The 24,965-nt window shown below is 46.0% G+C and carries 19 protein-coding genes and 1 pseudogene; 9 read left to right on the forward strand and 11 right to left on the reverse strand.

The annotated features are described in order from the left end of the window. Positions 1 to 382: 382 nt before the first annotated feature. Together H3V12_RS00810 and H3V12_RS00815 are read right to left on the reverse strand one after the other, a co-directional pair. On the reverse strand, positions 383 to 1,198 hold the full coding sequence (locus H3V12_RS00810; protein WP_198212106.1) for a hypothetical protein: 816 nt from the start codon (positions 1,196 to 1,198) through the stop codon (positions 383 to 385). Positions 1,199 to 1,225: 27 nt separating this feature from the next. Then, a complete protein-coding gene (locus H3V12_RS00815) occupies positions 1,226 to 1,762 on the reverse strand; it encodes an EipA family protein (RefSeq protein WP_341462571.1) in 537 nt (178 codons plus the stop codon). Positions 1,763 to 2,096: 334 nt separating this feature from the next. Between H3V12_RS00815 and H3V12_RS00820 the strand changes: the two genes are divergently transcribed. Continuing rightward, on the forward strand, positions 2,097 to 2,726 hold the full coding sequence (locus H3V12_RS00820; protein WP_198212110.1) for a histidine phosphotransferase family protein: 630 nt from the start codon (positions 2,097 to 2,099) through the stop codon (positions 2,724 to 2,726). Between the two features lie 753 nt (positions 2,727 to 3,479). On the opposite strand, the gene H3V12_RS00825 is transcribed toward H3V12_RS00820, so the two are convergent. After that, positions 3,480 to 4,181 (reverse strand): response regulator transcription factor CtrA, encoded by a 702-nt coding sequence (locus H3V12_RS00825; RefSeq protein WP_075868939.1) that lies wholly within the window; start codon positions 4,179 to 4,181, stop codon positions 3,480 to 3,482. Between the two features lie 625 nt (positions 4,182 to 4,806). Here H3V12_RS00825 and H3V12_RS00830 point away from each other — a divergent pair. Beyond that, positions 4,807 to 5,193 (forward strand): flagellar export protein FliJ, encoded by a 387-nt coding sequence (locus H3V12_RS00830; protein WP_075868938.1) that lies wholly within the window; start codon positions 4,807 to 4,809, stop codon positions 5,191 to 5,193. Between the two features lie 1,255 nt (positions 5,194 to 6,448). On the opposite strand, the gene H3V12_RS00835 is transcribed toward H3V12_RS00830, so the two are convergent. Further along, positions 6,449 to 6,724 (reverse strand): DUF1153 domain-containing protein, encoded by a 276-nt coding sequence (locus tag H3V12_RS00835; RefSeq protein ID WP_075868936.1) that lies wholly within the window; start codon positions 6,722 to 6,724, stop codon positions 6,449 to 6,451. Positions 6,725 to 7,068: 344 nt separating this feature from the next. On the opposite strand from H3V12_RS00835, the gene mnmA reads away from it, so the two are divergent. Next, positions 7,069 to 8,265: a tRNA 2-thiouridine(34) synthase MnmA gene (mnmA, locus tag H3V12_RS00840; protein WP_198212112.1), complete on the forward strand. Its 1,197-nt coding sequence runs from the start codon at positions 7,069 to 7,071 to the stop codon at positions 8,263 to 8,265. A gap of 951 nt (positions 8,266 to 9,216) precedes the next feature. On the opposite strand, the gene H3V12_RS00845 is transcribed toward mnmA, so the two are convergent. The 4 genes and pseudogenes from H3V12_RS00845 to choX all read right to left on the reverse strand — a co-directional run. Next, positions 9,217 to 10,032, reverse strand: coding sequence for an RNA methyltransferase (locus H3V12_RS00845; protein WP_198212114.1), 816 nt, complete (start codon positions 10,030 to 10,032; stop codon positions 9,217 to 9,219). Positions 10,033 to 10,044: 12 nt separating this feature from the next. Beyond that, the gene (locus tag H3V12_RS00850; RefSeq protein WP_198212121.1) at positions 10,045 to 11,085 is read right to left on the reverse strand and encodes an ATP-binding cassette domain-containing protein; all 1,041 of its coding nucleotides are present in this window, start codon (positions 11,083 to 11,085) and stop codon (positions 10,045 to 10,047) included. After that, positions 11,085 to 11,897 (reverse strand): choline ABC transporter permease subunit, encoded by an 813-nt coding sequence (choW, locus tag H3V12_RS11145; RefSeq protein WP_343211715.1) that lies wholly within the window; start codon positions 11,895 to 11,897, stop codon positions 11,085 to 11,087. Before choW ends, H3V12_RS00850 begins: the two co-directional genes overlap by 1 nt. A gap of 48 nt (positions 11,898 to 11,945) precedes the next feature. Next, positions 11,946 to 12,863: pseudogene (gene choX / locus H3V12_RS11150) on the reverse strand (choline ABC transporter substrate-binding protein); the annotation flags it as partial. A 135-nt stretch (positions 12,864 to 12,998) separates the two neighbouring features. Here choX and H3V12_RS00860 point away from each other — a divergent pair. The 4 genes from H3V12_RS00860 (at position 12,999) to H3V12_RS00875 (ending at position 18,560) form a co-directional block, all read left to right on the forward strand. Continuing rightward, entirely contained in the window at positions 12,999 to 14,003 is a 1,005-nt protein-coding gene (locus tag H3V12_RS00860) for a small ribosomal subunit Rsm22 family protein (protein ID WP_198212126.1), read from the forward strand. An 884-nt stretch (positions 14,004 to 14,887) separates the two neighbouring features. After that, positions 14,888 to 17,068, forward strand: coding sequence for an anthranilate synthase (locus H3V12_RS00865; protein WP_198212127.1), 2,181 nt, complete (start codon positions 14,888 to 14,890; stop codon positions 17,066 to 17,068). After that, positions 17,065 to 17,976: a cation diffusion facilitator family transporter gene (locus H3V12_RS00870; RefSeq protein ID WP_198212129.1), complete on the forward strand. Its 912-nt coding sequence runs from the start codon at positions 17,065 to 17,067 to the stop codon at positions 17,974 to 17,976. The genes H3V12_RS00865 and H3V12_RS00870 overlap by 4 nt, the downstream gene beginning before the upstream one ends. Positions 17,977 to 17,984: 8 nt before the next feature. Continuing rightward, on the forward strand, positions 17,985 to 18,560 hold the full coding sequence (locus tag H3V12_RS00875; protein ID WP_083650286.1) for an NUDIX hydrolase: 576 nt from the start codon (positions 17,985 to 17,987) through the stop codon (positions 18,558 to 18,560). Between the two features lie 4 nt (positions 18,561 to 18,564). Here H3V12_RS00875 and H3V12_RS00880 read toward each other — a convergent pair whose 3' ends face one another. Then, positions 18,565 to 18,762 carry a hypothetical protein gene (locus H3V12_RS00880; protein ID WP_198212131.1) on the reverse strand — a complete coding sequence of 66 codons (198 nt, stop codon included), beginning with the start codon at positions 18,760 to 18,762 and terminating at the stop codon, positions 18,565 to 18,567. A gap of 398 nt (positions 18,763 to 19,160) precedes the next feature. Between H3V12_RS00880 and leuA the strand changes: the two genes are divergently transcribed. Next, the gene (gene leuA / locus H3V12_RS00885) at positions 19,161 to 20,858 is read left to right on the forward strand and encodes a 2-isopropylmalate synthase (RefSeq protein WP_198212133.1); all 1,698 of its coding nucleotides are present in this window, start codon (positions 19,161 to 19,163) and stop codon (positions 20,856 to 20,858) included. 177 nt (positions 20,859 to 21,035) lie between these two features. Here leuA and H3V12_RS00890 read toward each other — a convergent pair whose 3' ends face one another. Together H3V12_RS00890 and H3V12_RS00895 are read right to left on the reverse strand one after the other, a co-directional pair. Further along, a complete protein-coding gene (locus tag H3V12_RS00890) occupies positions 21,036 to 21,941 on the reverse strand; it encodes a metallophosphoesterase (RefSeq protein WP_198212135.1) in 906 nt (301 codons plus the stop codon). 1,122 nt (positions 21,942 to 23,063) lie between these two features. Continuing rightward, the gene (locus H3V12_RS00895) at positions 23,064 to 23,783 is read right to left on the reverse strand and encodes an OmpW family protein (RefSeq protein WP_075916595.1); all 720 of its coding nucleotides are present in this window, start codon (positions 23,781 to 23,783) and stop codon (positions 23,064 to 23,066) included. Between the two features lie 615 nt (positions 23,784 to 24,398). Between H3V12_RS00895 and H3V12_RS00900 the strand changes: the two genes are divergently transcribed. Further along, positions 24,399 to 24,962 carry an N-acetyltransferase gene (locus H3V12_RS00900; protein WP_246787457.1) on the forward strand — a complete coding sequence of 188 codons (564 nt, stop codon included), beginning with the start codon at positions 24,399 to 24,401 and terminating at the stop codon, positions 24,960 to 24,962. Positions 24,963 to 24,965: the final 3 nt, after the last annotated feature.

The following is a 24,965-nucleotide window of genomic DNA, read 5'->3' on the forward strand; positions in this document are numbered from 1 at the left end:
TGTTTTTTCGGCAATTGGACACTTTTGAAACATCAGTCGGGGTGGATTTTATTTCAAAACCATCACGAGCAAAGAATTGAAGGCTTTCTGCTGACGGAAAGCCGGTTTTCCAAAATAGCGTAACAAAAGTTTTCAACAACGAAAAGGCCACAACAATAAAATTGGGGAGCGTGCCGGAAATCATCGAGCGCAACCGGAATTCAAGCCTGAAATTGTTTCAAGCAAAGATTTTATGGCTTCTCGCAGAACTTGAGCTTTCGGTTTGGAAAACATAAACAAAATAGTCATAAGGCTTGGCGAACAAACTAAGCTTCAGATGCGCGATGAGGCGCTATCTTTCTGAAACGATTTTGTTTGGTTGTTTCATACTATTTGCTTGGGGCTATTCTGGCTTTCCGGTTTTATTGGCTTTTGTTGCAGTTTTGCGTTTTGCAGGCTTTTTGGGGGCAGATGTTTTATTCTGTTTTTGTTTTTCTGCCTTCAAATCGTTTTTGATGCGGGCGGCAAGGCTTTTTTTGCCGCGAGCCTGTTTGACAAGGTCGGGAATGGGAGAAGATGCACCTTCCGATATTGCAACGTTGGCCGTAAATTTTGCCGCAGTATCCATGATCTCTTCGCGCAGCTTATCCATATCGGCTTTGGTGATTTTGTTTTGCTGCAAGTCTCGTGTTGCTTCGGCAAGCTTGCTTTTCAAAGTTGCAACTTCATCTTCCAGACGTTTGATTTCATCGTCCTCGATACGGTTTGCCGCTCGGGCTTTACGCTCTTCAATCAATTGGTCGCGAATTTCCTCCACGGTCTTTCCCTTATTACTTTCGAGTGTGGCAACAAGCTGTTTTTCGGTTTCAAGTTCCTCTTGCCCGTCTGCCAATTGTTCCGACAACAAGTTTGCGCGTTCATCGGCACCGCTCAGGCGCCAAAGCTCTTCTTTTGCGTGATCGAGTTCGCGCTTTTGACTTGCATATTTTTCGCTAAGACGCTCGAATTTTTCGTCGCGCTTGACGAGTTCTACTGCCTGTTTTGCACGCAAAAAATCTCTATCTGCTTCGATTTCGGTGAGCGAGAGCGGCACACCCTGCGCGATCTGTTTGCGGGCAAGATAAAGCGCGCGCCGCCAGATTGCCGGAGCAAGCAGGATTAGAACGAGTGTCGTGGCAGCTATGCCAAGAATGAAAAACAGTACCGACTGGATAAGCATAAAAGGCCTCGGATGCCCGACAAATGTTTAAAACGGATTCCAGGTGGCTGCCGGTGTCAATTTCAGGTAACCGATATTGACCCCCAAACGTGCGCCAACACCGGTTCTGACCGGTACCAAAAGGATATTTCCTTTCTTAAGCACATGAAAGCCCACACCTGCAACAAAATAAGCAGAGCCGGAAATACCGGCATAACGTCCCCAAAGATTGTTGACACTGTCAAGCTCGTAAACAAGAATCATCAAGCGCGAGCCTTGGCCGCCAATATCCCAGCCGATTGTCGGCCCCTGCCAGAAAACCTTGTGATCGCCGACATTTTTTGTGTAAAGCGTGCCTTCACCATAGGTAAGCCCGCCGATAATGGCGCCGGAACCTTCTTCGCCGAGGATATAACCGTTCGGCAATCCATATTTGGCAAATACTTTTTCGATTGCGGTGGCCATACTGCCGGCAGCATCGCCGAAAAAGCGATGTCCGGAATCGATAATTTCCTGAGCCGTATAGCGCCCGTTTTGCTGTTGGGTTTGAGCTTGCAACGGGGTCAATCCGCCAATTGCGAACAATGTTGTAAACAAAGCCAACGCAAAGAGAAAAACGACTTTACGCCACTGAATACGGATGGAACCGGTCATAGTGTTTCACCTCTTCTGGTCACTCAATGGTTGGGTCTTTCATGATGCAAAGACCCGGTTTCTTCTGATTCTAACGGGCAAAGTTGTTTAAATTCTTAAAAACCATAAAAACGCTTAAAAATAGGCGGGATAATTTGCAAAAAGCCGGAGAATATGGGGATAAATGTAATTTTCAACGGTTCATATTTTTTTAAGTTCTGTCCATGGAATCTTAAGGGTTTTGATTTAGAGCAAAGCCAAAACGTAGTTTTTGGAGTTTTTCATTATGCCTTTAGCTGTCACTTTGAGCCCCGCCGATCTTGCCGCATTGTTATGCAGCCGCATTTGCCACGACCTTATTTCACCTGTCGGGGCAATCAATAACGGTGTCGAACTTTATGACGAAAGTGACGCACAGGAAGATGCCATAGAACTCATCCGCATGTCGGCGGTCAATGCATCGTCAAAATTGCAATTTGCCCGCATTGCTTTCGGTGCGGCCGGATCAGCCGGAAGCGAGATTGATAGCGGTGATGCCGAAACAGTTGCCAAAAATTACATGGAAAACGAAAAAGGCAATCTTGATTGGAAGGCACCGCGTCTACTTTTGCCAAAGAATGAAGTGAAGCTGTTGCTCAATCTTGTTCTGGTGGCTAACCTTTCCATTCCACGCGGTGGCGATATTGTCGTCGAGATCGGCGAAGAAAATGGTAAACGCGCTTTCCAACTCAAGGTAAGCGGAAAAATGTTGCGTGTGCCGCCGAAATTCCTTGAATTATATAATGGTCAGGTTCCTGAAGAACCGATTGATGCCCATAGCGTACAATTTTATTACACTTTGCTTTTGGCACAAATGGCCAATATGACAATCGGTGTTCAGGCCCAGCCGGAAATCATCACTTTTACAGTCGGCTGACAAGAGAACTGTTTGGACATTTCTGTATCGCATTTTGCACTGTTTTTGCAAAATACCGTTTTTTTAAAAAACATGCCGGTTAAAAAATCGGCATGGGCAAAACGTTTTTCTCTCATGCTATCATTCCCCTTTTCTTGTAGAAAAAAAGCAGATGTTGACGGGCGCTAAGCCGGGCGAGGGCGAAATAATTTTCCCGTGCCGAATGGTTTTTGCTTTGCCTATCAAATTTTTCTTTTGGTTCGATCTCCAAAGCTGCGTTTGCGAATGAATAAAAAGCTTCAAGCATTTTTCTTTTCCAGTATTAAAACTTGCGTTTTAAAAGTTGGAACAGCCAAGCAATTTCCATCCGTTGAACAATTGCCACTTAAAAATTGATTTGAAGAGTGCTTTCACGCGTTTTTTTAAAACTCCAGTTTGGAAATGCCGGATCGTTAAACAACTTCTGAGTTTTTATAAGAATTGATTAAAGGGATTTTCCTTCTTTAGGCGGAAGATCACCTTATTGATAAGCAGGATTGATAATGAGTGATAAAAAACAGAAAAATTTATAGCCGGGAACTTGAGGCAAAGGCAGAAATTTGGGTGCCGGAAAACAGAGCCTTAACACCGGCAAAAAATGATGGTGCACCAATATGATAGGTGAAACATTATAGGTGAAGCAAAAAAGAAAGCCGAAGACTTTTTTTAAAAACGGAAAAGTCTCCGGCGCATTTATTCAAATCATCTGTCGTGAAACCAAATTTTTAAGAAAAATCAAGCAGTTTCGCGCATCGGTTCTTCTGTCGGTTCACGCAGCACATAACCGCGACCCCAAACAGTTTCGATGTAATTGACGCCACCGGAAACAGCATCCAGCTTCTTGCGCAGTTTGCAGATGAAAACGTCGATAATTTTTAGTTCCGGCTCGTCCATGCCACCATAAAGATGGTTCAAGAACATTTCCTTGGTCAAAGTTGTTCCCTTGCGCAGGGAGAGAAGTTCGAGCATCTGGTATTCTTTGCCAGTCAAATGAACCGGATGACCGCCGATTTCAACGGTTTTTGCATCAAGATTGACAACAAGGTCACCGGTCGCAATCACCGATTGGGCGTGTCCCTTCGAACGGCGAACAATAGCATGAATGCGGGCAACCAATTCATCTTTATGAAATGGCTTGGTCATATAATCATCGGCGCCAAAGCCAAGGCCGCGCACTTTATCTTCAATGCCGCCCATGCCGGAAAGAATGAGGATTGGCGTTTTGACTTTGGAAAGACGCAAAGTGCGCAAAACTTCGTAACCCGACATATCAGGCAGGTTGAGGTCTAACAAAATGATATCGTAATCATATAATTTACCAAGGTCTACACCTTCCTCTCCAAGGTCTGTTGTGTAGACGTTAAAGCTTTCCGATTTGAGCATAAGCTCGATGCTTGTCGCTGTCGCGTGGTCATCTTCAATCAATAAAACGCGCATATCCTATATCCCCTTTCCACTAGCCGAATCAGGCGTTATCGCGGTCAATGCAAACAACTGCGCCATGAACGTGCACAGTTGATTTAAAAAACACCATAAAATCATGATTTTAACCGAAACCATGATTTTACATTTCGGCAGCACTCAGAACAATTCGTTGCCTCTTTAACCAATCTGCATCAAAATGGTTAACAAAATATGATTCTCGTTGGCAAGAAGTTAATAAAATTTTGTGAAAAAAACCTTGTATTACCTTGATTCAAGGTGATAAAAACTGAACAGATATGCTTAATTTTTACTTTAAGAAATTGCTCTAACCGATTCAACAGACTCACTGTTTCCGGTTTCAAAAAAGGCTTTTTTGTGTTGGAAAATGGCCTTTTGTTTACCGAGCTTTAAGGGACATCCGCTATAGTGCTCAAAGACCGTAAACAAATGGTTAAAAATCCTGCCCGATTTCGTTCGTTATAAGCGTCGGGTGAGGAAAGCCGTGAACAAACCTGCCATCTCTTCGGGGAGCGTTCATGGTTCCTTTAACAAATGGAGATAAACCGTTTGTCCGGTGAGTGTATGAGTATCAAGGTGTGAACGTGTTTTTGTTCACGGTAGTCAAGGAGTATTGCGTATGAAACCGCGTGAAAGTGTGGTTCGGTTGAAGATGTTCCAGGTGCGCGAAAAACGTCGCCAGATTTCTCAACTTGATATGATGATGGGCGAGTTCAATCGTATGGCAAGCGAGTTGGAAGCGCAGATTGTTAATGAAGAGCGCAAATCCGGTATTACCGATGTCAACCATTTTGCCTATCCCACTTTTGCACGTGCGGCCCGTCAACGGCGCGAAAACCTCATGAATTCCATCCGTGATTTGCAAATCCAGAAAGCATCCGGCGAAATGAAGCTGCATGAGCTTGAAGCCGAACTTGAGCGTGCAAAAGCTTTGGAAGAACGCGACGGCAAGGCATTGCCCGATGAAGATGCAGTGTTTGTCCAAAGCCGCTCGATGATCGGTTGAGGTCGCAGTTTTTTAAATTCTACCCCGATGCTAATTCACTGGTCGTGGGCGAGGACGAAAATCTTCAAGGAAACACGTTGCGAATATTTTAACCTTTCGGTCGTTAAGGGCACAGAGCGTTTTAACGGAAAACGGTTTTTTCCCGTTTCTTTGACGATATTTAAAAATCGGGACCTTCGGCAAAGCACTAATTTTTCATCAAAACGCGCTTTCAACACAGCGTGGACGAAACCCGAAACTATTCTCCAGTGCCTACTGATGGCGGGCATGAAATGGTCGGTTGAAGAACCGGCCATTTTTTTCGTGCTTTCCTTATCTTCATGCTTTTCCTGATCTTTGCCCATTACATCCGGATTGTTCCTCGCAACAGTTTCTCACCTTTAGGCGGGCTTTGTGAGCACCCGAACATCATCATTCCGGTCATATCCCGTAACTTTTCCGATTATATCAACGTGTCTTTCCAACAAATCAGGCGATCAGCTGGGAACTTATTTCGATTTTGCGCTGAGGATTTTACCCGCCAAGCACTAAGCTCAAACAAGTGATTGCCTGCTTGATGTGCAAGGTTGAAAACAAGCCTCGCACTTAAATTAAGAAGAAGTTTTGAAATCACTTCTTTGTTACGGAAGCCTCGCACTTAACCGGAAATAGAGCTTTGGAATCCCTTCCGCCTGCCAAACAGGCTTGAGAAGAAAATGAGTCTTAAGCGCAAAAAGAGGATGTGGGGGACGACCCTAAGATGGAAAAGAACCGCTCACCCGTCCGGAGGAGCTTTAAAAAAGTTTTAAAAAAATGTGAAGAATTGCAATCTGCCAGAATGGTCTTTTCTTTGGCTCCAAAGCCGGCAGAGAAAACTTGCGCAATAATGACCGCAATAAAGACGAAGAGTCCTCAAGCGGGCAGAGAATGATATCCGAATTCTAAAAGTCAAGAACGAAAAGAATCTGTAAAAACAAGAAATGGGTTAAATTTTCAAAAAGTCGGGAAAACAGGCGATTTCAATGCTGCAACAATTGAATTTTCCAAGGCGTGTAATTTTTTTGCAGAATTGCGTCTTGCAAAAAGTGTTTTTTAAAATGTGGTAGGGAGTCTCAAAACAAGGTTTTGAACTTGCAGCCTCGTTTCCGCATGTGTTCATTTTCAGGAAAATTTTTATCCCGCATTCTTGAAATCGCCTTAATATAAAACAACCGTTTCTTAAAATGAAAGAAACGGTTGTCTTATTGATATTTCAAGGCAAGAAGGGTCAAGCATATCAATGCCGGTATTGCTGAATACGCGTTGTGCGTAAGCCCGCAAGACCATGTTCATCAATCGAGCATTGCCAGGATAAAAACTCTTCCACCGTCAAAGTATAACGTTGGCAGGCTTCATCTAAACTGAGCAGGCCACCTCTGACAGCGGCAACAACTTCGGCTTTGCGACGGATAACCCAGCGCCTTGTATTGCTTGGCGGCAGGTCGGTGATCGTAAGCGGACTCCCATCTGGGCCAATAACGTATTTTACTCGTGTTCTTACTAACTCGGTCATTGTACTCTCTACTCTTATTCAAGGACCTGAAGCGACAATAAACGCCGAGCTTTAAAAAAGAGCTAAACAGGTGGAAACGGAAATTTAACAAATAGCAAGGCGCGAAATTGTGTTTTTTATTTAAAATTGATAAATATCAGTAGGTTAACTAAAAAATGCGGTAATCAAACAAACTTGAACAAAAAACGCTACTTTATTTTTTTTTGTTTTTTTATAAACTGGAGAAAACGGGTTTTCATAAATTGCCCCGTTTTAGAGTTTCTTTTTTGAAGCGGCGGTTGCGTTGTGCGTTTCAAAACACAATATTATTTCAACAAGCCGCCAATGGGTTAGAAGGTAAGCTTATGTCTCTCAACAGTCTTGATCTTCCAAAACGTCCTGAAGACACACGCGTGGTCGTTGCCATGTCGGGTGGTGTCGATTCGTCCGTTGTTGCGGGATTGTTGAAAAAAGAAGGCTATGATGTGGTCGGCGTCACCCTTCAACTTTACGATCATGGTGCGGCAACCCATCGCGTTGGCTCTTGCTGTGCCGGTCAGGATATCGAGGATGCGCGGCGTGTTTCGGAAACTTTGGGTATTCCCCATTATGTGCTGGATTATGAAGCCCGCTTCCGTGAAGCGGTCATCAATCCCTTTGCCGATAGCTATGCTCATGGCGAAACGCCAATTCCCTGTGTTGCCTGTAACCAGACGGTGAAATTTGCCGATCTTCTTGTGACGGCAAAAAATCTTGGTGCCGATGCTTTGGCAACAGGTCACTATATAAGAAGTCGTCCGAATGGTGCGCACCGTGCATTATATCGGCCGGTCGACGCCAATCGTGACCAGAGCTATTTCCTTTTTGCCACAACGCAGGAGCAGATTGATTATCTGCGTTTTCCTTTGGGCGATCTGGCAAAACCCCATGTTCGCGAAATTGCTGCCGAAATGGGACTTTCTGTTGCATCCAAGCATGACAGTCAGGATATTTGTTTTGTGCCCCAGGGGCGTTATTCGGATGTGATTGCCAAATTGCGTCCCGAAGCTGCCAATCCGGGTGATATTGTCCATATTGACGGGCGCATTCTTGGTCGCCATGCGGGTATTGTCAATTATACTATCGGTCAGCGTCGCGGTATTGGCATTGCAACCGGCGAAGCCCTCTATGTTGTCTATCTTGATGCAGAAAATGCGCGCGTCATTGTCGGTCCGAGAGAAGCACTCGAAACCCGCAAATTGTTTTTGCGTGATGCTAATTGGCTGGGCGACGAAAATATCGACGAATTTCCGAAGGATGGTATCGTTGTTGCTGCAAAAGTACGCTCCACACGTCCGCCACGTCCGGCGATTTTGAAAGTCGAAGACGGTGTGTTGACGGTTGAATTGCTGGAAGGCGAAACCGGCGTTGCCCCCGGACAAGCCTGTGTTCTTTATGATAATGACAGCAATGATGCACGCGTTCTTGGCGGCGGCTTTATCACCCGTTCGGAGCGGGATGCGCGTGCCGAGGCAATGCTTAAAAACCTGCTCGATCAAACACGTGAAAACACCGCAGCCTGATAGCTCAGGGCGTTTCAAAGTAACAGACAAAAAACCGGCAGGCAAAACCATTTGCCCGCAGCAACATCTTTGCATCTCCAGGCTTAAGGCTCTTTGCATTTGTCATGGACAAACATATCTGCTTTTCACAAAGCAAGTTTTCACCAACATGTATTGATGCAAGCCTTCCCGACTCTCACCAAGAAAGCCTGGCCGATTGTATAGGAAGAAAGCCCACCCACGTCCGGATAAACTTTGTTGTCGGTGTTCACGGAAAACCGTGTGGCTTTGTTCGGGAAAACCTCGCCGGCTGTGTCTGAGGAAGGTTTGACGAACGTGTTAAAGAAAAGTCTTGTTGCTTGAGCTTGCGAATGGCTTGTGGACTATATTCAGCTTAGCCCGTCCGGTTTGTGTTCAAAAGAAAACCCTATTGGATTTGTTCGAGAAAACCTTACAGGCTGTGTCTGAGGAAGGCTTGATGACTGTGTTCAAGAAAAGTCTTGTTGCCTGTGTCTGAGGAAGGCTTGATGACCGTGTTTAAGAAAGGTCTTGTTGCTTGAGCTTGCGAATGGCTTGTGGACTATATTCAGCTTAACCCGTCCGGTTTGTGTTCAAGAGAAAACCCTATTGGCTTTGTTCGGGAAAACCTCGCCGGCTGTGTCTGAGGAAGGTTTGACGAACGTGTTAAAGAAAAGTCTTGTTGCTTGTGCTTGCGAATGGCCTGTGGACTATGTTCAGCTTAGCCCGTCTGGTTTGTGTTCAAGAGAAAACCCTATTGGCTATGTTCGAGAAAACCTCGTCGGTTGTGTCTGAAGAAAGCCTTGGCTGTCTCTCGAGATTTTGCCTGAATGTTTCGGGTTATTCTTATTTTTCTGCCGTGGTTGCGGAAAAAAATGGCCGAAGCTGCTTTTTATCTTTTGATGAAGAACAATTGCGTTTCAGGCCTAGAAAAACAATCTTTTCCCGAAGCTCTCAATTCAGTTTGTCAAAATCGGCAAAATGTTCAAGTGCCAATCCTGTTGCAGTGGCAACGTTCAGGCTGTCAAAATCATAGGCAATGGGAATGCGTAAGGTCTCGGTATCTTTAAGCACAAATTCAGGAAGGCCTTCACCTTCTGTTCCGAAAACGAGAGCAGTTCTTTTTGCCACTTCCGCATCTTTCAAATAATTCGGTGCTGATGGCGAAAGCGAGTAGATCCGGAAATCGGCTTTTTCGAGCGCGTCAAGAATATGCTTGATATCCTCACCTTGAGTATAGGGCACTTTCAGTGCCGCCCCCACCGACACGCGAATGGCTTTGCGGTAAAGCGGATCACAACTTGTTTTATCAATGATAATACCGTCGGCCGCAAAAGCCGCAGCATTGCGGAAGATCGAGCCCATATTATCATGGTTGGAAATGCCGCATAAAACCGGAACCAGTGCTTTTTCGGGTAAACTTGCCAGAAATTCATCAAGTGTCGGGGTGCTTATCCGTTCTCCGATACCGAGAATTCCGCGGTGCACATTGAAGCCTGCAATATCGTCCATAATCTTTTGCGGTACACAATAGATCGGGCAGGTGGGCTTTGTTGCTTCCAATATTGGCATTAACCCCAAAAGCTTGGCTGCTGCAACAAGCAGTGATTGAGCCTGAAAACGGTTCGAACGCAAAAGCACTGAAAGCACAACCTTGCCTTCGGCGATAAAATGATGTTCGCGGCCGACCAGATCCCGTTCGCGAATATCCCGATAAGGGAGCAGCCGCGGGTCATCAACATCGCTGATTGTCGTAATATCCAAACTCATAAAACACACCTATCACCGTTTCTGGTGTTCTGCCAGATGGTGGATAATGTCTTCCCCGGTTATCACACCGATGACACGTCCGTTTTCGGCAACGCCTATGGCGCCGTTTTTGCGGTCGCAAGCACTGATGAGATCGGGTAAACTGGTATCAGGTTTTGCCATGGCTGCAACAGAAATATCGCTATTTTCATAATTATAGGGGCGCATAACCTGTCTTGCCGTCAAGAAGCTTAAAGGATTGATGTGGCGCACAAAGTTGGCCACATGTTCATTGGCCGGCGTGAGCACAATTTCCTGTGCTGTGCCGCATTGTAAGATTCGCCCGTCTTCCATAATAGCAATGCGGTTGCCCATTTTGATGGCTTCATCAAGGTCATGGCTCACAAATACCAAGGTTTTATTGAGCCGCTTTTGCAGTTCCAGAAGTTCGTCCTGTAGATGGTTGCGAATAAGCGGGTCAAGGGCGGAAAACGGCTCGTCCATCAATAATACCGGTGCACCGGTTGCAAAAGCCCGGGCAAGGCCAATTCTTTGTTGCATACCGCCGGAAAGCTCGGTCACCATGCGGTTTGCCCATTCATTCAGTCCGACAAGATCAAGCTGTTCGGCAATAATGGCCTGACGTTGCTTCTTTGGCACTCCCGCCACTTCGAGGCCAAAACCGATATTATCGGCAACTGTACGCCAAGGAAACAGGCCAAATTGCTGGAACACCATGGAAACAAGGCGGGTGCGCACATAACGCAATTCTTCGCTGGAAGCGGTGGTAACGTTGATTTCTTTTCCGACATCACCAACATAAATATTGCCTTCAACCGGCTTTATCAAACGGTTGATGGTGCGCAGCAAAGTCGATTTTCCTGAACCGGACAATCCCATTAAAACCAGCGTTTCACCCTCGGCAATGTCGAGTGAACATTCATGGACACCAAGCACCGTATTGGTTAAATCCTTGATTTCTGCCCGTGATGCACCCTGAGCAGCAAGCTCAAGCGCCTGCTTGCGCCGATTGCCAAAAACCACACTGACATGATCGATAATCACTCTGGCCATTAGCGTGCCTTTCCCGGACGGAACAGGCGGTCAAGGACAATGGCCACCACCACAATGACGCAGCCCGCTTCAAAGCCCATGGCAGCATCATGTTGTTGTAGCGCACGGTAAACTTTGACGCCCAGTCCGTTACCGCCAACAGTTGCTGCAATCACCACCATGGAAAGCGATAGCATAATGGTTTGTGTCATGCCCGCACGTATTTCCGGCATAGCATGGGGAAATTCGATTTTCCACAATATCTGCCGTCGGTTGGAGCCGAATGCCTTGCCTGCCTCGATCAGCGCTTTCGGCGTCGAAACAATACCCTGCTGGGTTAGTCTTATCGGGGCGGGAAGCACAAAGATAATCGTTGCAATCAACCCCGGTACCATGCCGATACGGAAGAAAATGATCGCCGGTATCAGATAGACAAAGGTCGGCAATGTTTGCATGAGGTCGAGAATCGGCTCGATTACACGATAGATTTTTGGCCGGTGGGCACAGGCAATGCCAACGGGAACACCTATTCCCATGCAAAGAATGCACGACCAGAACAACAAGGTTATTGTTTCCATCGTATCAATCCAATAGCCCTGATTGATGACGAAAAGAAAACCTATTGCCGTGAGCACCACGACGCGCCAGTTTCTCTGGATGGCAAAGGCAAGAACACATAAAAAACCGATGAGCAACAAAGGATTTGGCCATAGTAACAGCGCCAGTGTTCCTTTAAGAAGGTTATCGAGCCCCAAACGGACAGCCGTAAAAAAGAGCCCGCCATGCTCTTTCAAAAATTGGACGATTGTATTTGCGCCTTTTCCAATAGGGATTTTATAGGAAAAACCCGTGTTCTCGTTTTGTAGTTTTAATGCATTGTCAACAGCTTCGCCTGCATTGCCACCGTTAAAAGCGGTAACACCCGTAAGCCAGGTTGCAACTTTCTCCCTATTGGCTGAAAGCCACGAACGGGCAGCATGTTCGGGATCTTCACCATGGTCAAGAACATTGACCATTAACCGGTTTTCCATGTCGACATCAAAAGCAAGATTGCCAAGAAAGCGCGTTACATTCGGGCATTCCCGACTGTAATTGCGGCGAATATTGGTGCCGACTTTGGCATTGCCGAAATTTTTCCCGAAATATTTGTCACCACCGGAAAGATAGGCCATTTTGAAGCGCAAATTCATCGGGTGCGGTTCCCAGCCCAAAAAAACGATTGGCCGGTTTTCGTGAATACGCGCTTCTACTTCGGCAAGCATGGCCTGTTCGGAGGTTTCGACAATGTGGAAATCTTTAAGCCCCAAATCTTTGTCATCAAGGAGCGACAGGATAAGCCTGTTACCATCATTTCCCGGTTCAACACCATAAATGGCGTAACCAAGCTCGGGCCCGAACTTTTTGATATCCTCAAAAGTTTTCAAGCCTTTCTCATAGGCAAATTGTGGCACAGCCAAGGTATATTTGGCGCCTTCAAGATTATAGCCTAAAAGTTCGACACTGCCGTCATCCCGATAGGGGGTGAAATCCGGTGTCATGGAAGGGTTCCAATAGCCGAGAAAAACGTCGATATCGCCATTGGAAAGCGAGGCATAGGTAACCGGAACCGATAAAATGCGCGTTTCTGTTTCATAACCCAACGCTTCAAGAAGCGTGGTTGCTATCGCTGTTGTAATGGAAATGTCGGTCCATCCGGTATCGGCAAAACGGACCGTTTTACAAGCTTGCGGTTCTGCTGCATGCGAAGGAGCAATTCCTGCATCTATTGTGAGAAACAGGCTGAAGAAAAAAATCGCTATGTTTTTTAAAATGCCTGACAAAGTTTCGGGCTACTCCATGATTACACATCATCCAGCTTAAGGACGGGGTTAGACTATTTCAACAAAGAATGAAATAAGGTTCACAAGAAAAGCCTTGTATAATGGAATCCTGCCATGCAACTTCCCGCTCAATTAAAAAGCGCGCTCGACGAAATTTTTCAAACGACCAACACGGCCGACCTCGAAAAAGCTTCAAGCCGTCTTACCAAACGTTACCGCGATGAAGTGCTGGACGGGAAAATGCATATTGGTAACAAAAATGCAGCTCTCGGTTATGTTGCTGCGCGTTTTCCGGCAACTTATGCCGCCGTTTTTTCAGCACTCCAACAGGTTCAGGATATTGTTCCATCCTTTTCACCATCAAGCCAGCTTGATGTCGGTGCCGGTCCGGGAACCGCAGTTTTTGCGGCTACAAGACTTTTCCCCGCACTTGAAAATGCAACGCTCATTGAACAAAGCAATGATATTATCGCTATCGGTAAAAAGCTGTTTTCAGCGACCCTTGCCCATGACGATAGCAGCCCGTCCGAGAAAAAACAGGTGACAACAGACTGGCAGAATATGGATATTTCTTCTGCCTATTTTGAAAATCTCGGCAAAGCGGATCTTGTCACAGCAAGTTACGTGCTCGATGAACTTTCCGAAAAAATACAGGATCGCCTTGTTGATGGCCTATGGAACAAGACCGGAGACATACTTTTCCTCGTTGAACCGGGTACGCCTGCCGGTTTTCAAAGATTGATCCGCCAACGTGACAGGCTAATTGAAAAAGGCGCCCATATTGTTGCACCTTGCCCGCATGAATTGGCTTGTCCGATCGTGCCTCCTGACTGGTGTCATTTTTCGGTAAGAGTAGAACGCTCGCGCACCCACCGGCTTGCCAAACAGGCTGTTGTTCCATTTGAAGACGAAAAATTCTGTTATCTCGCGCTTTCGCATAACCAACCAGATGTGCAATATTGTCGCATCCTTTCCCGTCCGCTCCGCTCGAGCGGAAAAATAAGCTGTTACCTTTGCACCCCTGCGGGGCAAAAGGAAGCCGTCACTTCCACGCGCAAAGACAAAAAAAATTATTCTGTGATGCGGCGTTCGGATTGGGGCGACAGTCTGAAAATCTAAAACCTAAGGTTGTAGAATTTTGTTGACTATTATAAACCCTCACCTATATTCGTGATTGCCGCACAACAGAACTTCAGTTCTTGCAGTGCAGGCGACAGGTGTCTAGGTCCCCCGCTATTTCCTACACCTGTGCCCCCTTTCTTAAGAGGGGGAGAAAAGTCCGGGTTCCCAATGCCCGGACTTTTCTTTATCTTTCAATATTTTAAACAATTTGATCTATTGTTCTTATCTCGAGTATATCCAAGTTTTTGAAACTTCAGAATTTACGCCTTTCAAGTGTTTAAGTGGAATCATAAAAGCGAATCGAATTTCTATAGTCTTAAAAAATCCATAAAAATTTTAAGATCAAGCTGATCAGTTCGATAAAGTCGTCGTTAAACATTGAAAATTTTTTTAAGAATTATTTTTACCACAAAATCTAAGTAAGAATTTTTATTTATTAAAACTCTATTTGAATATAATGAGGCGCATAAAACGATGAGGATAGTTCGAAAAACGGTGTTTGATGCGTTTGTCGGGCAAGTCAAGGACGTATCAGAGCAAGTCGTCGGGTTATGCGGTTTTGGAAAAAGACAGTCCGGTTTTTCGTTTCATTTATGACAAATGGGTTGGAACACCACGAAAATTGCCATGCCCGTTTCGGTTGCAGAAAAGAATAAGCGTTTTTCATCATAATGTTTTCTGTTGCCTTGATATGGCGGAAAGGTTAAAAGAATTCTTATGAACAATAAACGCACATTCATGATCTGGTGGTGGGGTTGCTTCTAGCGGCCCTGATTGCTTGTGCGTAAAATTCAAGACGAGGTCGCGACGGAAAAAACCGGGCGGCCTTTTTTATATACTCCGTTCCGGTGGTGACCTTTAAAACAGAGCGGAGTTTAAAAATGGATAAAAACATGGTTGGTGGAAAGACTTTTGAATATCTCACGAAAGGGGACATAAAGGTTCGCCGTTCGTGCAAGGATATTGCCTATGAGGGTGCAATCGACAAAATGGTTGAAGCACTTGATAGCCGCCGCGGGGCCATTTTTTCTTCAAACTATGAATATCCGGGGCGCTATACGCGGTGGGATTCGGGCATTATCGACCCACCAATTGCTATTACGTCGCGCGGGCGGGTTATGAAAATCGAGGCGCTGAACGAGCGCGGAAAAATTATCCTTGATATGATCGAGCCGCGCCTTGAAATTCTTGACGCGGTGGAAACAACCGAACGCACTGCCAACAAATTGACACTTACGGTCAAAAAACCGGGGCGCGTCTTCAACGAGGAAGAACGTTCCCGTATGCCGTCTATTTTTTCTCTTTTACGGGCAATTTGCGATATTTTTCATTCAACGGAAGATCAGAGCCTCGGGCTTTACGGAGCCTTCGGTTATGACCTTGCGTTCCAGTTCGAACCCATCGAATTTAAAATCAAACGACCTGAAGACCAGCGCGATCTGGTGCTTTACCTGCCTGATTCCATTCTCATTGTTGACCATTATTCGGCGCGCGCATGGATAGAGAATTACGATTTTTCTTTTTCCGATATGTCGACTGCAGGTTTAAGCCGCAAAACGGTTGAACAGCCATTCAAAGCGGCAAACACCATTCCGCAAAAAGGCGATCACAAAAAGGGCGAATATGCCGCTTTGGTAAGAGAAGCCAAGGAAAGTTTCAAGCGCGGCGATCTTTTTGAAGTGGTACCGGGGCAAACATTTTACGAGCCATGTCCGGCAAGTCCTTCGGCAATCAGCAAAAGGCTGAAACTCACCAATCCTTCGCCCTATTCGTTTTTTATCAATCTGGGGCAGGAAGAATATCTCGTCGGTGCTTCGCCTGAAATGTATGTTCGCGTGACCGGAAGGCGGGTTGAAACCTGCCCGATTTCCGGAACAATCAAACGGGGGCAAGATGCCATTGCAGATTCCGAGCAGATTTTGACATTGCTCAATTCCAAAAAGGATGAATCGGAATTGACTATGTGCTCGGATGTTGACCGCAATGATAAAAGCCGCGTTTGTGAACCGGGTTCGGTGAGGGTCATCGGGCGTCGGCAAATTGAAATGTATTCGCGCCTCATTCACACGGTTGATCATATTGAGGGACGCTTGCGCAATGGCCTTGATGCATTCGATGCTTTTCTGTCGCATGCATGGGCAGTGACTGTGACCGGTGCACCGAAATTGTGGGCAATGCGTTTTATCGAAAATCATGAAAGAAGTGCGCGCGCATGGTATGCCGGCGCTATCGGTATGATCTTCTTTAATGGCGACATGAATACGGGGCTAACACTTCGCACCGTGCGCATCAAGGATGGTGTGGCATCGGTAAGAGCAGGCGCAACTTTGCTTTACGATTCCAATCCGGAAGACGAAGAAAAAGAGACAGAATTGAAAGCGTCCGCCATGATTGCTGCTATTCGTGACAGCGCCAAACCGTTACCGAAAGCCGTAAGGCAGGAAAAAGAAAAGCCAGGTACGGGTGTCAATATTCTGCTTGTCGACCATGAGGATTCATTTGTGCACACGCTTGCCAATTATTTCCGCGAGACAGGCGCGAAAGTGACAACGGTGAGAAGCCCTGTCGATGAAAAGGTGTTTGAAACGGTCAATCCCAATCTCGTTGTTTTGTCACCGGGGCCGGGAACGCCAAAAGATTTCAAGTGTGAAGACACAATCAATAAGGCAAGGGCGCGTAAAATTCCGATTTTCGGAGTTTGTCTGGGATTGCAAGCTTTGACAGAAGCGTTCGGTGGAAGCCTTCGTGTTCTTGATAAACCGATGCATGGCAAACCCTCGCGCATTAATATCATTGGCAAAAGCTTGTTGTTTAAGGATCTGCCAAAAGAAATAACGGTTGGCCGCTATCATTCGATTTTTGCCGACCCGAGCCGTCTGCCTGCCGAATTCGATGTGACAGCAGAAACCGCTGATGGTGTTATCATGGCAATCGAACATAAAAGCCTGCCGATTGCGGCTGTCCAGTTCCATCCTGAATCAATCATGAGTCTTGGTGGCAATGTCGGTATGGCAATCATTGAAAACGTCGTTTCAAAATTGGTCAGGAAAGCATGGCGATGACAGATGCGAATTCAAGGCTGAAACAATTGGCAATATGGTCTATCCCTGTTGCCATTGTTGTTTTTGCACTCAAATATTTCGCGTATTATGTAACCGGTTCTGTAGCTCTCTATTCGGATGCGCTGGAATCGATTGTCAATGTCATTGCGGCAATTGCTGCTTATGTTGCCATCCTTATCAGCATGAAACCGGCCGATAACGATCACCCGTTCGGCCACACCAAGGCAGAATATTTTTCGGCAATTCTTGAAGGTGCGATGATTTTTGTCGCGGCCATCATGATCTTGCGTGAATCATGGCCTTTACTGACGTCCAGCCATTTGCCGGAACAACCCGGATATGGGCTCGCGATCAACCTTGCAGCGAGTGCCATCAATGCGATCTGGGCTCTCATTCTGATAAAACAGGGTAAGATTTCGCATTCTCCGGCATTGAAAGCCGACGGTATGCATTTGATGACCGATGTTCTTACTTCTTTCGGCGTGCTTGCAGGCCTTCTTGCGGCGATCCTGACAGGGTGGGCCATTCTTGATCCGGTGCTTGCCATTATTGTGGCCTTGAATATTCTCTGGCAAGGGTGGAAAGTCATCAACAATTCGGTACAAGGGTTGATGGATGTCGGCGTCGAGCTTGAAGAGACGATGCGCATCAGAGACACTATTTCAAGCCATGCGGCCGGTGCCATTGAAGCGCATGATTTGCGCACACGTGTAGCCGGTCAGGTCACCTTTATAGAATTTCATCTGGTGGTTCCTTCCAAAATGACGGTGGGAGATGCCCACGATATATGCAACAGAATCGAAGATGCTCTTAAAAAAGAAGTCGAAAACGCACGTATCGTTATTCACATCGAGCCGGAAGAGGAGGCAAAACTGCCAAAGGGGACGACTGCCGTTCCCATTGCATGAGGAGCATTATGTTAAAAATCAGAAATTTGAAAGAAACTGTTTTGTCCGATCATTGGACAAAACTGACAGCCGTTTCCTATGAGCAGCAGGATGCGGATGGCACGTGGAAAACGCTAAAGCGCGAAACCTATCATAATCGCAATGGCGCTGCGGTTCTGCCCTATGACGCGGAAAGAAAAACTGTGCTTTTTGTCAAGCAGTTTCGTGCGCCTGTCTTCCTTGCAACAGGTGCCATGTATGTTCTGGAAGCCTGCGCCGGTCACATTGAAAAAGACGAGTCGGCCGATGACACCATGCTGCGCGAGGCAAAAGAGGAATTAGGATACCAAATCCACAATCTCGAACTTGTTTTCAAAGGCTTTACAACTCCGGGGTTTTCAACCGAACAGCTTTGGCTTTATCTTGCGCGCTATCGCCCGCAGGATCACCATTTTGCTGGCGGCGGGCTTGTCCAGGAAGGCGAAAATCTCGAAATTGTCGAAATGTCCGTTGAAGAGGCAATAAAGCTTAACGACAAAGGACAGATCAACGACATGAAAACAGCTCTGCTTATAAACCTGCTGCGCCACCGCTTGAAACTTTGATCGGTCACAAGGCTTTTCGAGCCTTAAAGGAAGGGGGACGAGGCTTTGTAATGAGATTATGTGCGGCTTTGAAGCCGCGTGGGCACAACTTTTCAATAAGCGCCGACAAAGCCTTGATTGCCACAAGCGGGATATCAAGAAAAGTGTAATCATCCGGATAAGGGTAATAAAAGTTATCAGGGCTTTGAACCAGCGTCGGCATGACTGTCGTCTAGCGCCAAGCTTATGAATAAGAACCCTGATTGCCAAAATTTCGCCATCCTGACAAGGGTAACGAATCTTTTAAGACAAGGGGGGTATTAAGGCTTTGATGAAGAGCATGTGCGTGTTTTATAAAACGGGTTGCGCTTGAAAAAAAGCTATGTCATATTTTCGACCATGGAAAAGTTTGATTCACAAAAGCTGTTTGATTTTTGCCGCGTCACGGATGCGGGCTTTTGTGCATTGCCATCAAACTTGCTTCTTCTCGGGCTTATGAGCGACTGCCGGGGCCGGTGAGGGGCGCCCGGCGGTCGTTTCCCGCCGGCGTAAATGCTCCTCTTCAACAATCTTCATTTTAAAATATCAACCGGTATCCGGTATTTCAGACGAGCATAAACTATGAGTATTTCACCAGAATTTTCACAAAAAGGCATGCCGACAGCATCGCAAAAATATCAACCTTACCCGCAAGTTTCATTGAAAGACCGCACGTGGCCTGACAAGCGTATTGAGAAGGCACCAATCTGGTGTTCGGTGGATCTGCGCGATGGCAATCAGGCTTTGATTGACCCGATGGGTCAAGACCGCAAGGAGCGTATGTTCCGCATGCTTCTTGAAATGGGCTTTCCGGAAATCGAGATAGGTTTCCCATCAGCCTCGCAAACCGATTTCGACTTTGCGCGCTGGTGTATCGAACAAGGCAATGTTCCGGAAAATGTGAGTTTGCAGGTGCTGGTGCAATGTCGTCCGGAATTGATTACCCGTACATTCGAAGCATTGGAGGGCGCCAACCATCCGATTGTGCATTTTTATAATTCGACAAGCGAATTACAGCGGCGGGTGGTGTTTGGCAAAGATGTTGCCGGTATCAAGAAAATAGCAACCGATGCGGCAAAAATGGTCATGAATATGGCTGCAAAAGCCGGCAAACATTACCGTTTTGAATATTCGCCGGAAAGTTTCACCGGTACCGAACTTGAAGTCGCGCTGGAAATTTCGAATGCAGTGATCGAAATTGTCAATCCGACGCCTGACAACAAAATGATTTTGAACTTGCCTTCGACAGTGGAAATGTCGACGCCCAATATTTATGCCGACGAGATCGAATGGATGGGGCGCAATATTGACCGCCGTGACAGTGTTCTGATTTCCTTGCACCCGCATAATGACCGCGGTTGCGGCATTGCGGCAGCCGAGTTGGGGCTGCTTGCCGGTGCCGACCGCGTGGAAGGCACACTGTTTGGCAATGGTGAACGGACAGGTAATGTCGATGTTGTCGCGCTTGCATTGAATATGTTTACCCAAGGGGTCGACCCTGAACTTGATTGCTCGAATATAGAAAAGATCAAGGAAGTTTATGAATATTGCAATCAGCTCAAAATTCCGGAACGCCACCCCTATGTCGGTGAATTGGTCTATACCGCTTTTTCGGGTTCGCATCAGGATGCGATCAATAAAGGCATGAAGGCAATGAAAAAGTCGAACAAGACTTTGTGGGAAGTGCCTTATCTGCCGATTGATCCGCAAGATGTCGGCAGAAGTTATGAAGCCATTATCCGCATCAATTCGCAGTCGGGTAAAGGTGGCATCGCCTATATTCTGCAATCCGATTACGGTCTTAATCTGCCACGCGCCTTGCAAATCGAATTTCGTGATGTCATCCAGCACATCACCGATAAAGAAGGTAAGGAACTGCCTTCCAAGCGGATTTATGACGAGTTTGTCAAAACTTATGTCAAACAGAATAATGGGCGCTTCGGCTTTGTCGACTACAAAACCAAAGCAGATCCGAATGAAAAAGGACGCATTAATGTGACGGCAACAATTACCGATCATGGAAAAGAACAAACCATTAAAGGAACGGGTACCGGTCTGGTTGATGGCTTTATCGACGCTTTTTCCAAATATCTGAACGAAAAACTTTCGGTTGTCGATTATTCGGAACATTCATTGCAACGCGGTTCAGATGCCAAAGCCATTTGCTATATGGAAATAGCCTATCCGGAAGGCAAAATCTTCGGTGTTGCCATTGATGAAAACATCGCAACCGCATCGCTTGATGCCATTGTTTCGGCAGTAAACCGGTTGGAACGCTGAGCCTTTTAACAAAGTTGAAGATTTAAAAAAACCTTCAACGCAAATTGTTGAAAATTTAAAAATCGGGTGAGGTGGGAAACACCAAGCCCGATTTTTTATGTCAACAAACCTTATAATTCATGTCTTTCGGAGAACCGCTTTGCAGAAAAATGAAACGCTGATATTTTTACCTTCGCTTTAAAAAAGCGGGATATTTTCAGTGCAGTTGATTTCGTTTTCGCTGTTTACCACCGTATAGCGCTCAAGCCCGCAATGCCAACTTTCGCAGTCACCATCAATTGTAAACCAGTTGTAATTGGCAGGCGGCTTTTTGCCTCCGAATGCTTGCGAGGCAGAAGCAACGCCAACCACCGGTACATCACGGTCTTTACCATCTATATGTTCAAGCGACGGAACATGGGTATGACCGTGAAGAATAAGCTCGGCACCATGTTGCTTGATAACGCGCTGGAAACGTTCAATACCCCATAATTTTTTATACCAATAGGTTGCATTCTTGTATGGCGGATGATGAATCATCACCACTCTGAAAAGATTGCGTTCCTTGGCTTCGCGTAAAAGGTCGGCCAAATGATAGGCTTGCGCGCTGTCGAAACGGCCGGTAGCAAAAAAAGGTGGCGTGGCGATTGCCGAAGAAACAGCAATAATGGCAACTTGACCGCGAATGCGCATATAGGGAAAAACAGCACTCCAAGCATGGGCTTCCTCGCTCGTAATCCAGGGGCGAAAGGTTTTGCAAGCTTTTTTGAATGCACCCCCGACATAGGCATCGTGATTGCCGAATGTAAGCGAGATATCGCTTGCAGGACCTTGCGCTACAAGCCAGTCCTTGGCAGCAGCAAATTCCCGTGGCAAAGAAAGATTGACAAGATCACCCGAAATAACAAGATGGTCGGCTTGCTTCTGTTTGAGACTTTCCATCAAAGCATCAAGCGTTTGCCTTCCCATTTCACCGGTGCGGTTTTTCTTCCAGTTTATATAACCGGTTAAACGCTTGCCCATGAGCTCGTAGAGACGACGGGTAGGTAGCGGCGACAAGTGAATGTCGGATATATGAGCCAACTGAAACATCCCACAGAACATAGCGAGACAATAAAAATAGGCAACAAAAAAACAAAAGAGCTTGAAAAACAAGAGGATAGAAAGGAAAAAATGGCAAATTTATTGTAAAGCTTTGAAAAAAACGGGAAAAACAATAAAAAAGAGACAAGTTTTTCGACTATCAAGAAATCACGATACCATTCGGATGGATGAAACAATCAAAGGGAAAGGGCAAACCGGTCAAAGCAATGGGTGGGAAACATATTCTACAAAACAAAACGTGTTGCCAAAACTGGCTTAAGCATTTTCTTGAAAACTTGACTAAGGCGAAGAGGCACAAGGGGCACGCCCAAGCGAAGGAGTTTGCCCAAGCGAAGGGGCACGCCCAAGCGTTTTTGCAAGCACCGGAAAAAGCGCATTGGAGCACGCTTTTATGCAAGTACATGCATTTATGCAAGTACATGCATTCGCGACAATAAAGCATGGTCGTCATTCTGTTCCAGACACAAGAAGATAAGTGATAAAAATCAGCTTTAGTCGGTTGATGAGGTCAATGACCGACTGAACTTCAGGAAATGAGGAAATCTTCCTATTCAATCTGCGGATCGAGTATCGCGACACAGCCGACCAAACAACGATAAAAGCGACTTATAACATGAAACGACAAGGTTAATAAGGAGGAGGGGAACATTGGGTAACAACCGACGCCAAGTGGAATAGCGAAGGAAAATAGGAGCCTGAACGTTGCTTGTACATCAAGTAAAGCGTCGCTTTCCGATTATCAATGCACATGACGGAGCAGATAAAGGGGCAACCTATCGGAGAAGAGTGCGTAAATTTATGCCATATAGTGTCGCCATTCTAAACGGATAAAAGCTGCTTTATCGAGATGGAAAAAGCAATTGGCTAAAACCGGAATGTGATTCACCTCTAATCCCGCTCAAGGCTGATTAGGCATTCAAAAGGCAACAAAAAAAGATCAGACAACGCTAGAGAACAGACAACGCCAGAACAGGCAACAATCGAAAGGGCAATAATCGAACGAGAACCAAAAGGCTCGGGCACGAAAGGCTCAGGCAACAAAAAAGGACGCTAAAAAGCGTCCTTTTTTTGTGAAAAGTAAACCAAGCCCCCTCAATTTACTTTTTCAAGCCCCCGCCTTTGTTAGAAGCGATAGGTTACACCAGCGCCGATCAGCCACGGATCAAGCTTTGCTTTACCGCTGATGTGCTCATCCATACCCAAAGCAGCAGAAGTTGCATTGTTCAGCTTGGCATCGAAATCCGGACGGAGGTAAAGTTTCTTGACATCAAAGTTGAAGCCCCAGTGTTGGTCGAGCATGTAGTCGAAACCAACTTGAAGAGCGCCGCCCCATGTATTGTCGATGTCGAGGTCTTTCAAACCAACGCCAGCGGAGTTGTGGTCAGCATCCTGATTGTAGAAGATTGTGTAGTTAACACCAGCACCAACATACGGCTTGAATGCGCCGAAGTTTGTGAAGTGGTATTGAACAGTAAGTGTTGGAGGCAAGAGCCATGTTTTACCAAGCTTGCCGGCACCTGCTGCATGCAATGAACCTTTACCGTCGATTGACGAATAGGTTGTGCCCAAAATCAATTCGGCAGCGATGTTGTTAGTGAAATAGTAAGTGATATCGAGTTCAGGAATGACAGTGCTCGAGAAATCCATTTCAGAGCCAGGGATCTGGTGAACACGGCCTTTGTCACGCGGAACAACGCCAAGAGCGCGAACGCGGATCTGCCATGGGCTTTGGGCTTCCTGAACAACAGGCTTGGCACTCTGAACATCGGCAGCCGAAGCTGAACCTGAGAAGCTGAGTGCTGCAGCGATCGCAACGATACTGCTACCGATCAATTTCTTCATATTTACGTCTCCTAAATCAATAAGTGGTGCGTTATTCACATCAGTAGTTGGATTACTTTCAAAACCATTTAAGCCAAAATATCCATTGATTTGAATCAAACAATCGCCTTTTTGCCGCTTTATCGCCTTGTTTGAAGGCCCACTGTATCATTATTGCAACAAAAACCGCTACCTGTGGAAAAACAACGGGGAAAAACGCGGTTAATATTAAGTCATTATTAACCAAGTCGAATCAACGCCAAGTTATAAAACCGGTTTTTAAAAGAATGTTTCTGTTCCAACTTTGAACAAATGTGACAGTTTAGAAATATATCATTGTGTTCGAGTGGCGCACCGGCTCGCAATAAACACAATAAAACGCAATTTTTTACTTTTTCTCCTCTTTCAATAATTTTGTTGTTGCATATTTTGCTTCTCTTCTTTCAATTGGAACGGGCTTAAGGCGTCTTTTTTTCAAAAGTCGCCAAAGAAGCCGACTATAAAATAACTGCCTGAACGGGCTTCATAAAAACGGGTTGAAATTTATGTTTTTTCCGGTTCAACGACGATGAACAAGTTTTGATTTCTGCTTCTTGCCCTATTGATTTTGTTCGCGTTTTTTTGCCGGTAACAAAAATGGAAAAACATTCAAACGTTTTCGCAGTTTCATCCTCGTCCCCGATGTCCCGAAACGATATTACGATCATTTCCGAGACTCCGGATTATCAGGACATTATCGAAACTATGAATAGCGAGGCTTTCGGCCCCGCCCGTTTTACGCGTGCTGCCCATCTTATTCGTGAGGAGGGGGGGCACGATATGGCTCTTTCGTTCATTGCACTCATAGATAGTAAACTTGTCGGAACAATCCGCATGACGCCAATTACCGTGGGAAAGGTTGATGCCTATCTTCTGGGGCCAATTGTTGTTTCACCGAAATTCAGAAGTCTCGGGCTCGGAGGCCTGCTCATGAACCACACAATAGAGCAGACTAGAAAAGCGGGTGTGCCATTTATTCTGCTCGCAGGGGATGAGCCCTATTACCGTCGTTTCGGTTTTTCCAAAGTATCGGCTGCCGATTTTGTAATGCCTCGTCCGGTCAATCCCGAACGTTTATTGGCTCTTGAACTCGTTGATGGAACAATTGCCGGCGTAAAAGGCCTTGTGTGCCATAAAAGTCAGGCAAAGCGGAGAGGCTGATTT

The organism is Bartonella sp. W8167 (assembly GCF_016100335.1).
Classification (GTDB): domain Bacteria; phylum Pseudomonadota; class Alphaproteobacteria; order Rhizobiales; family Rhizobiaceae; genus Bartonella; species Bartonella apis.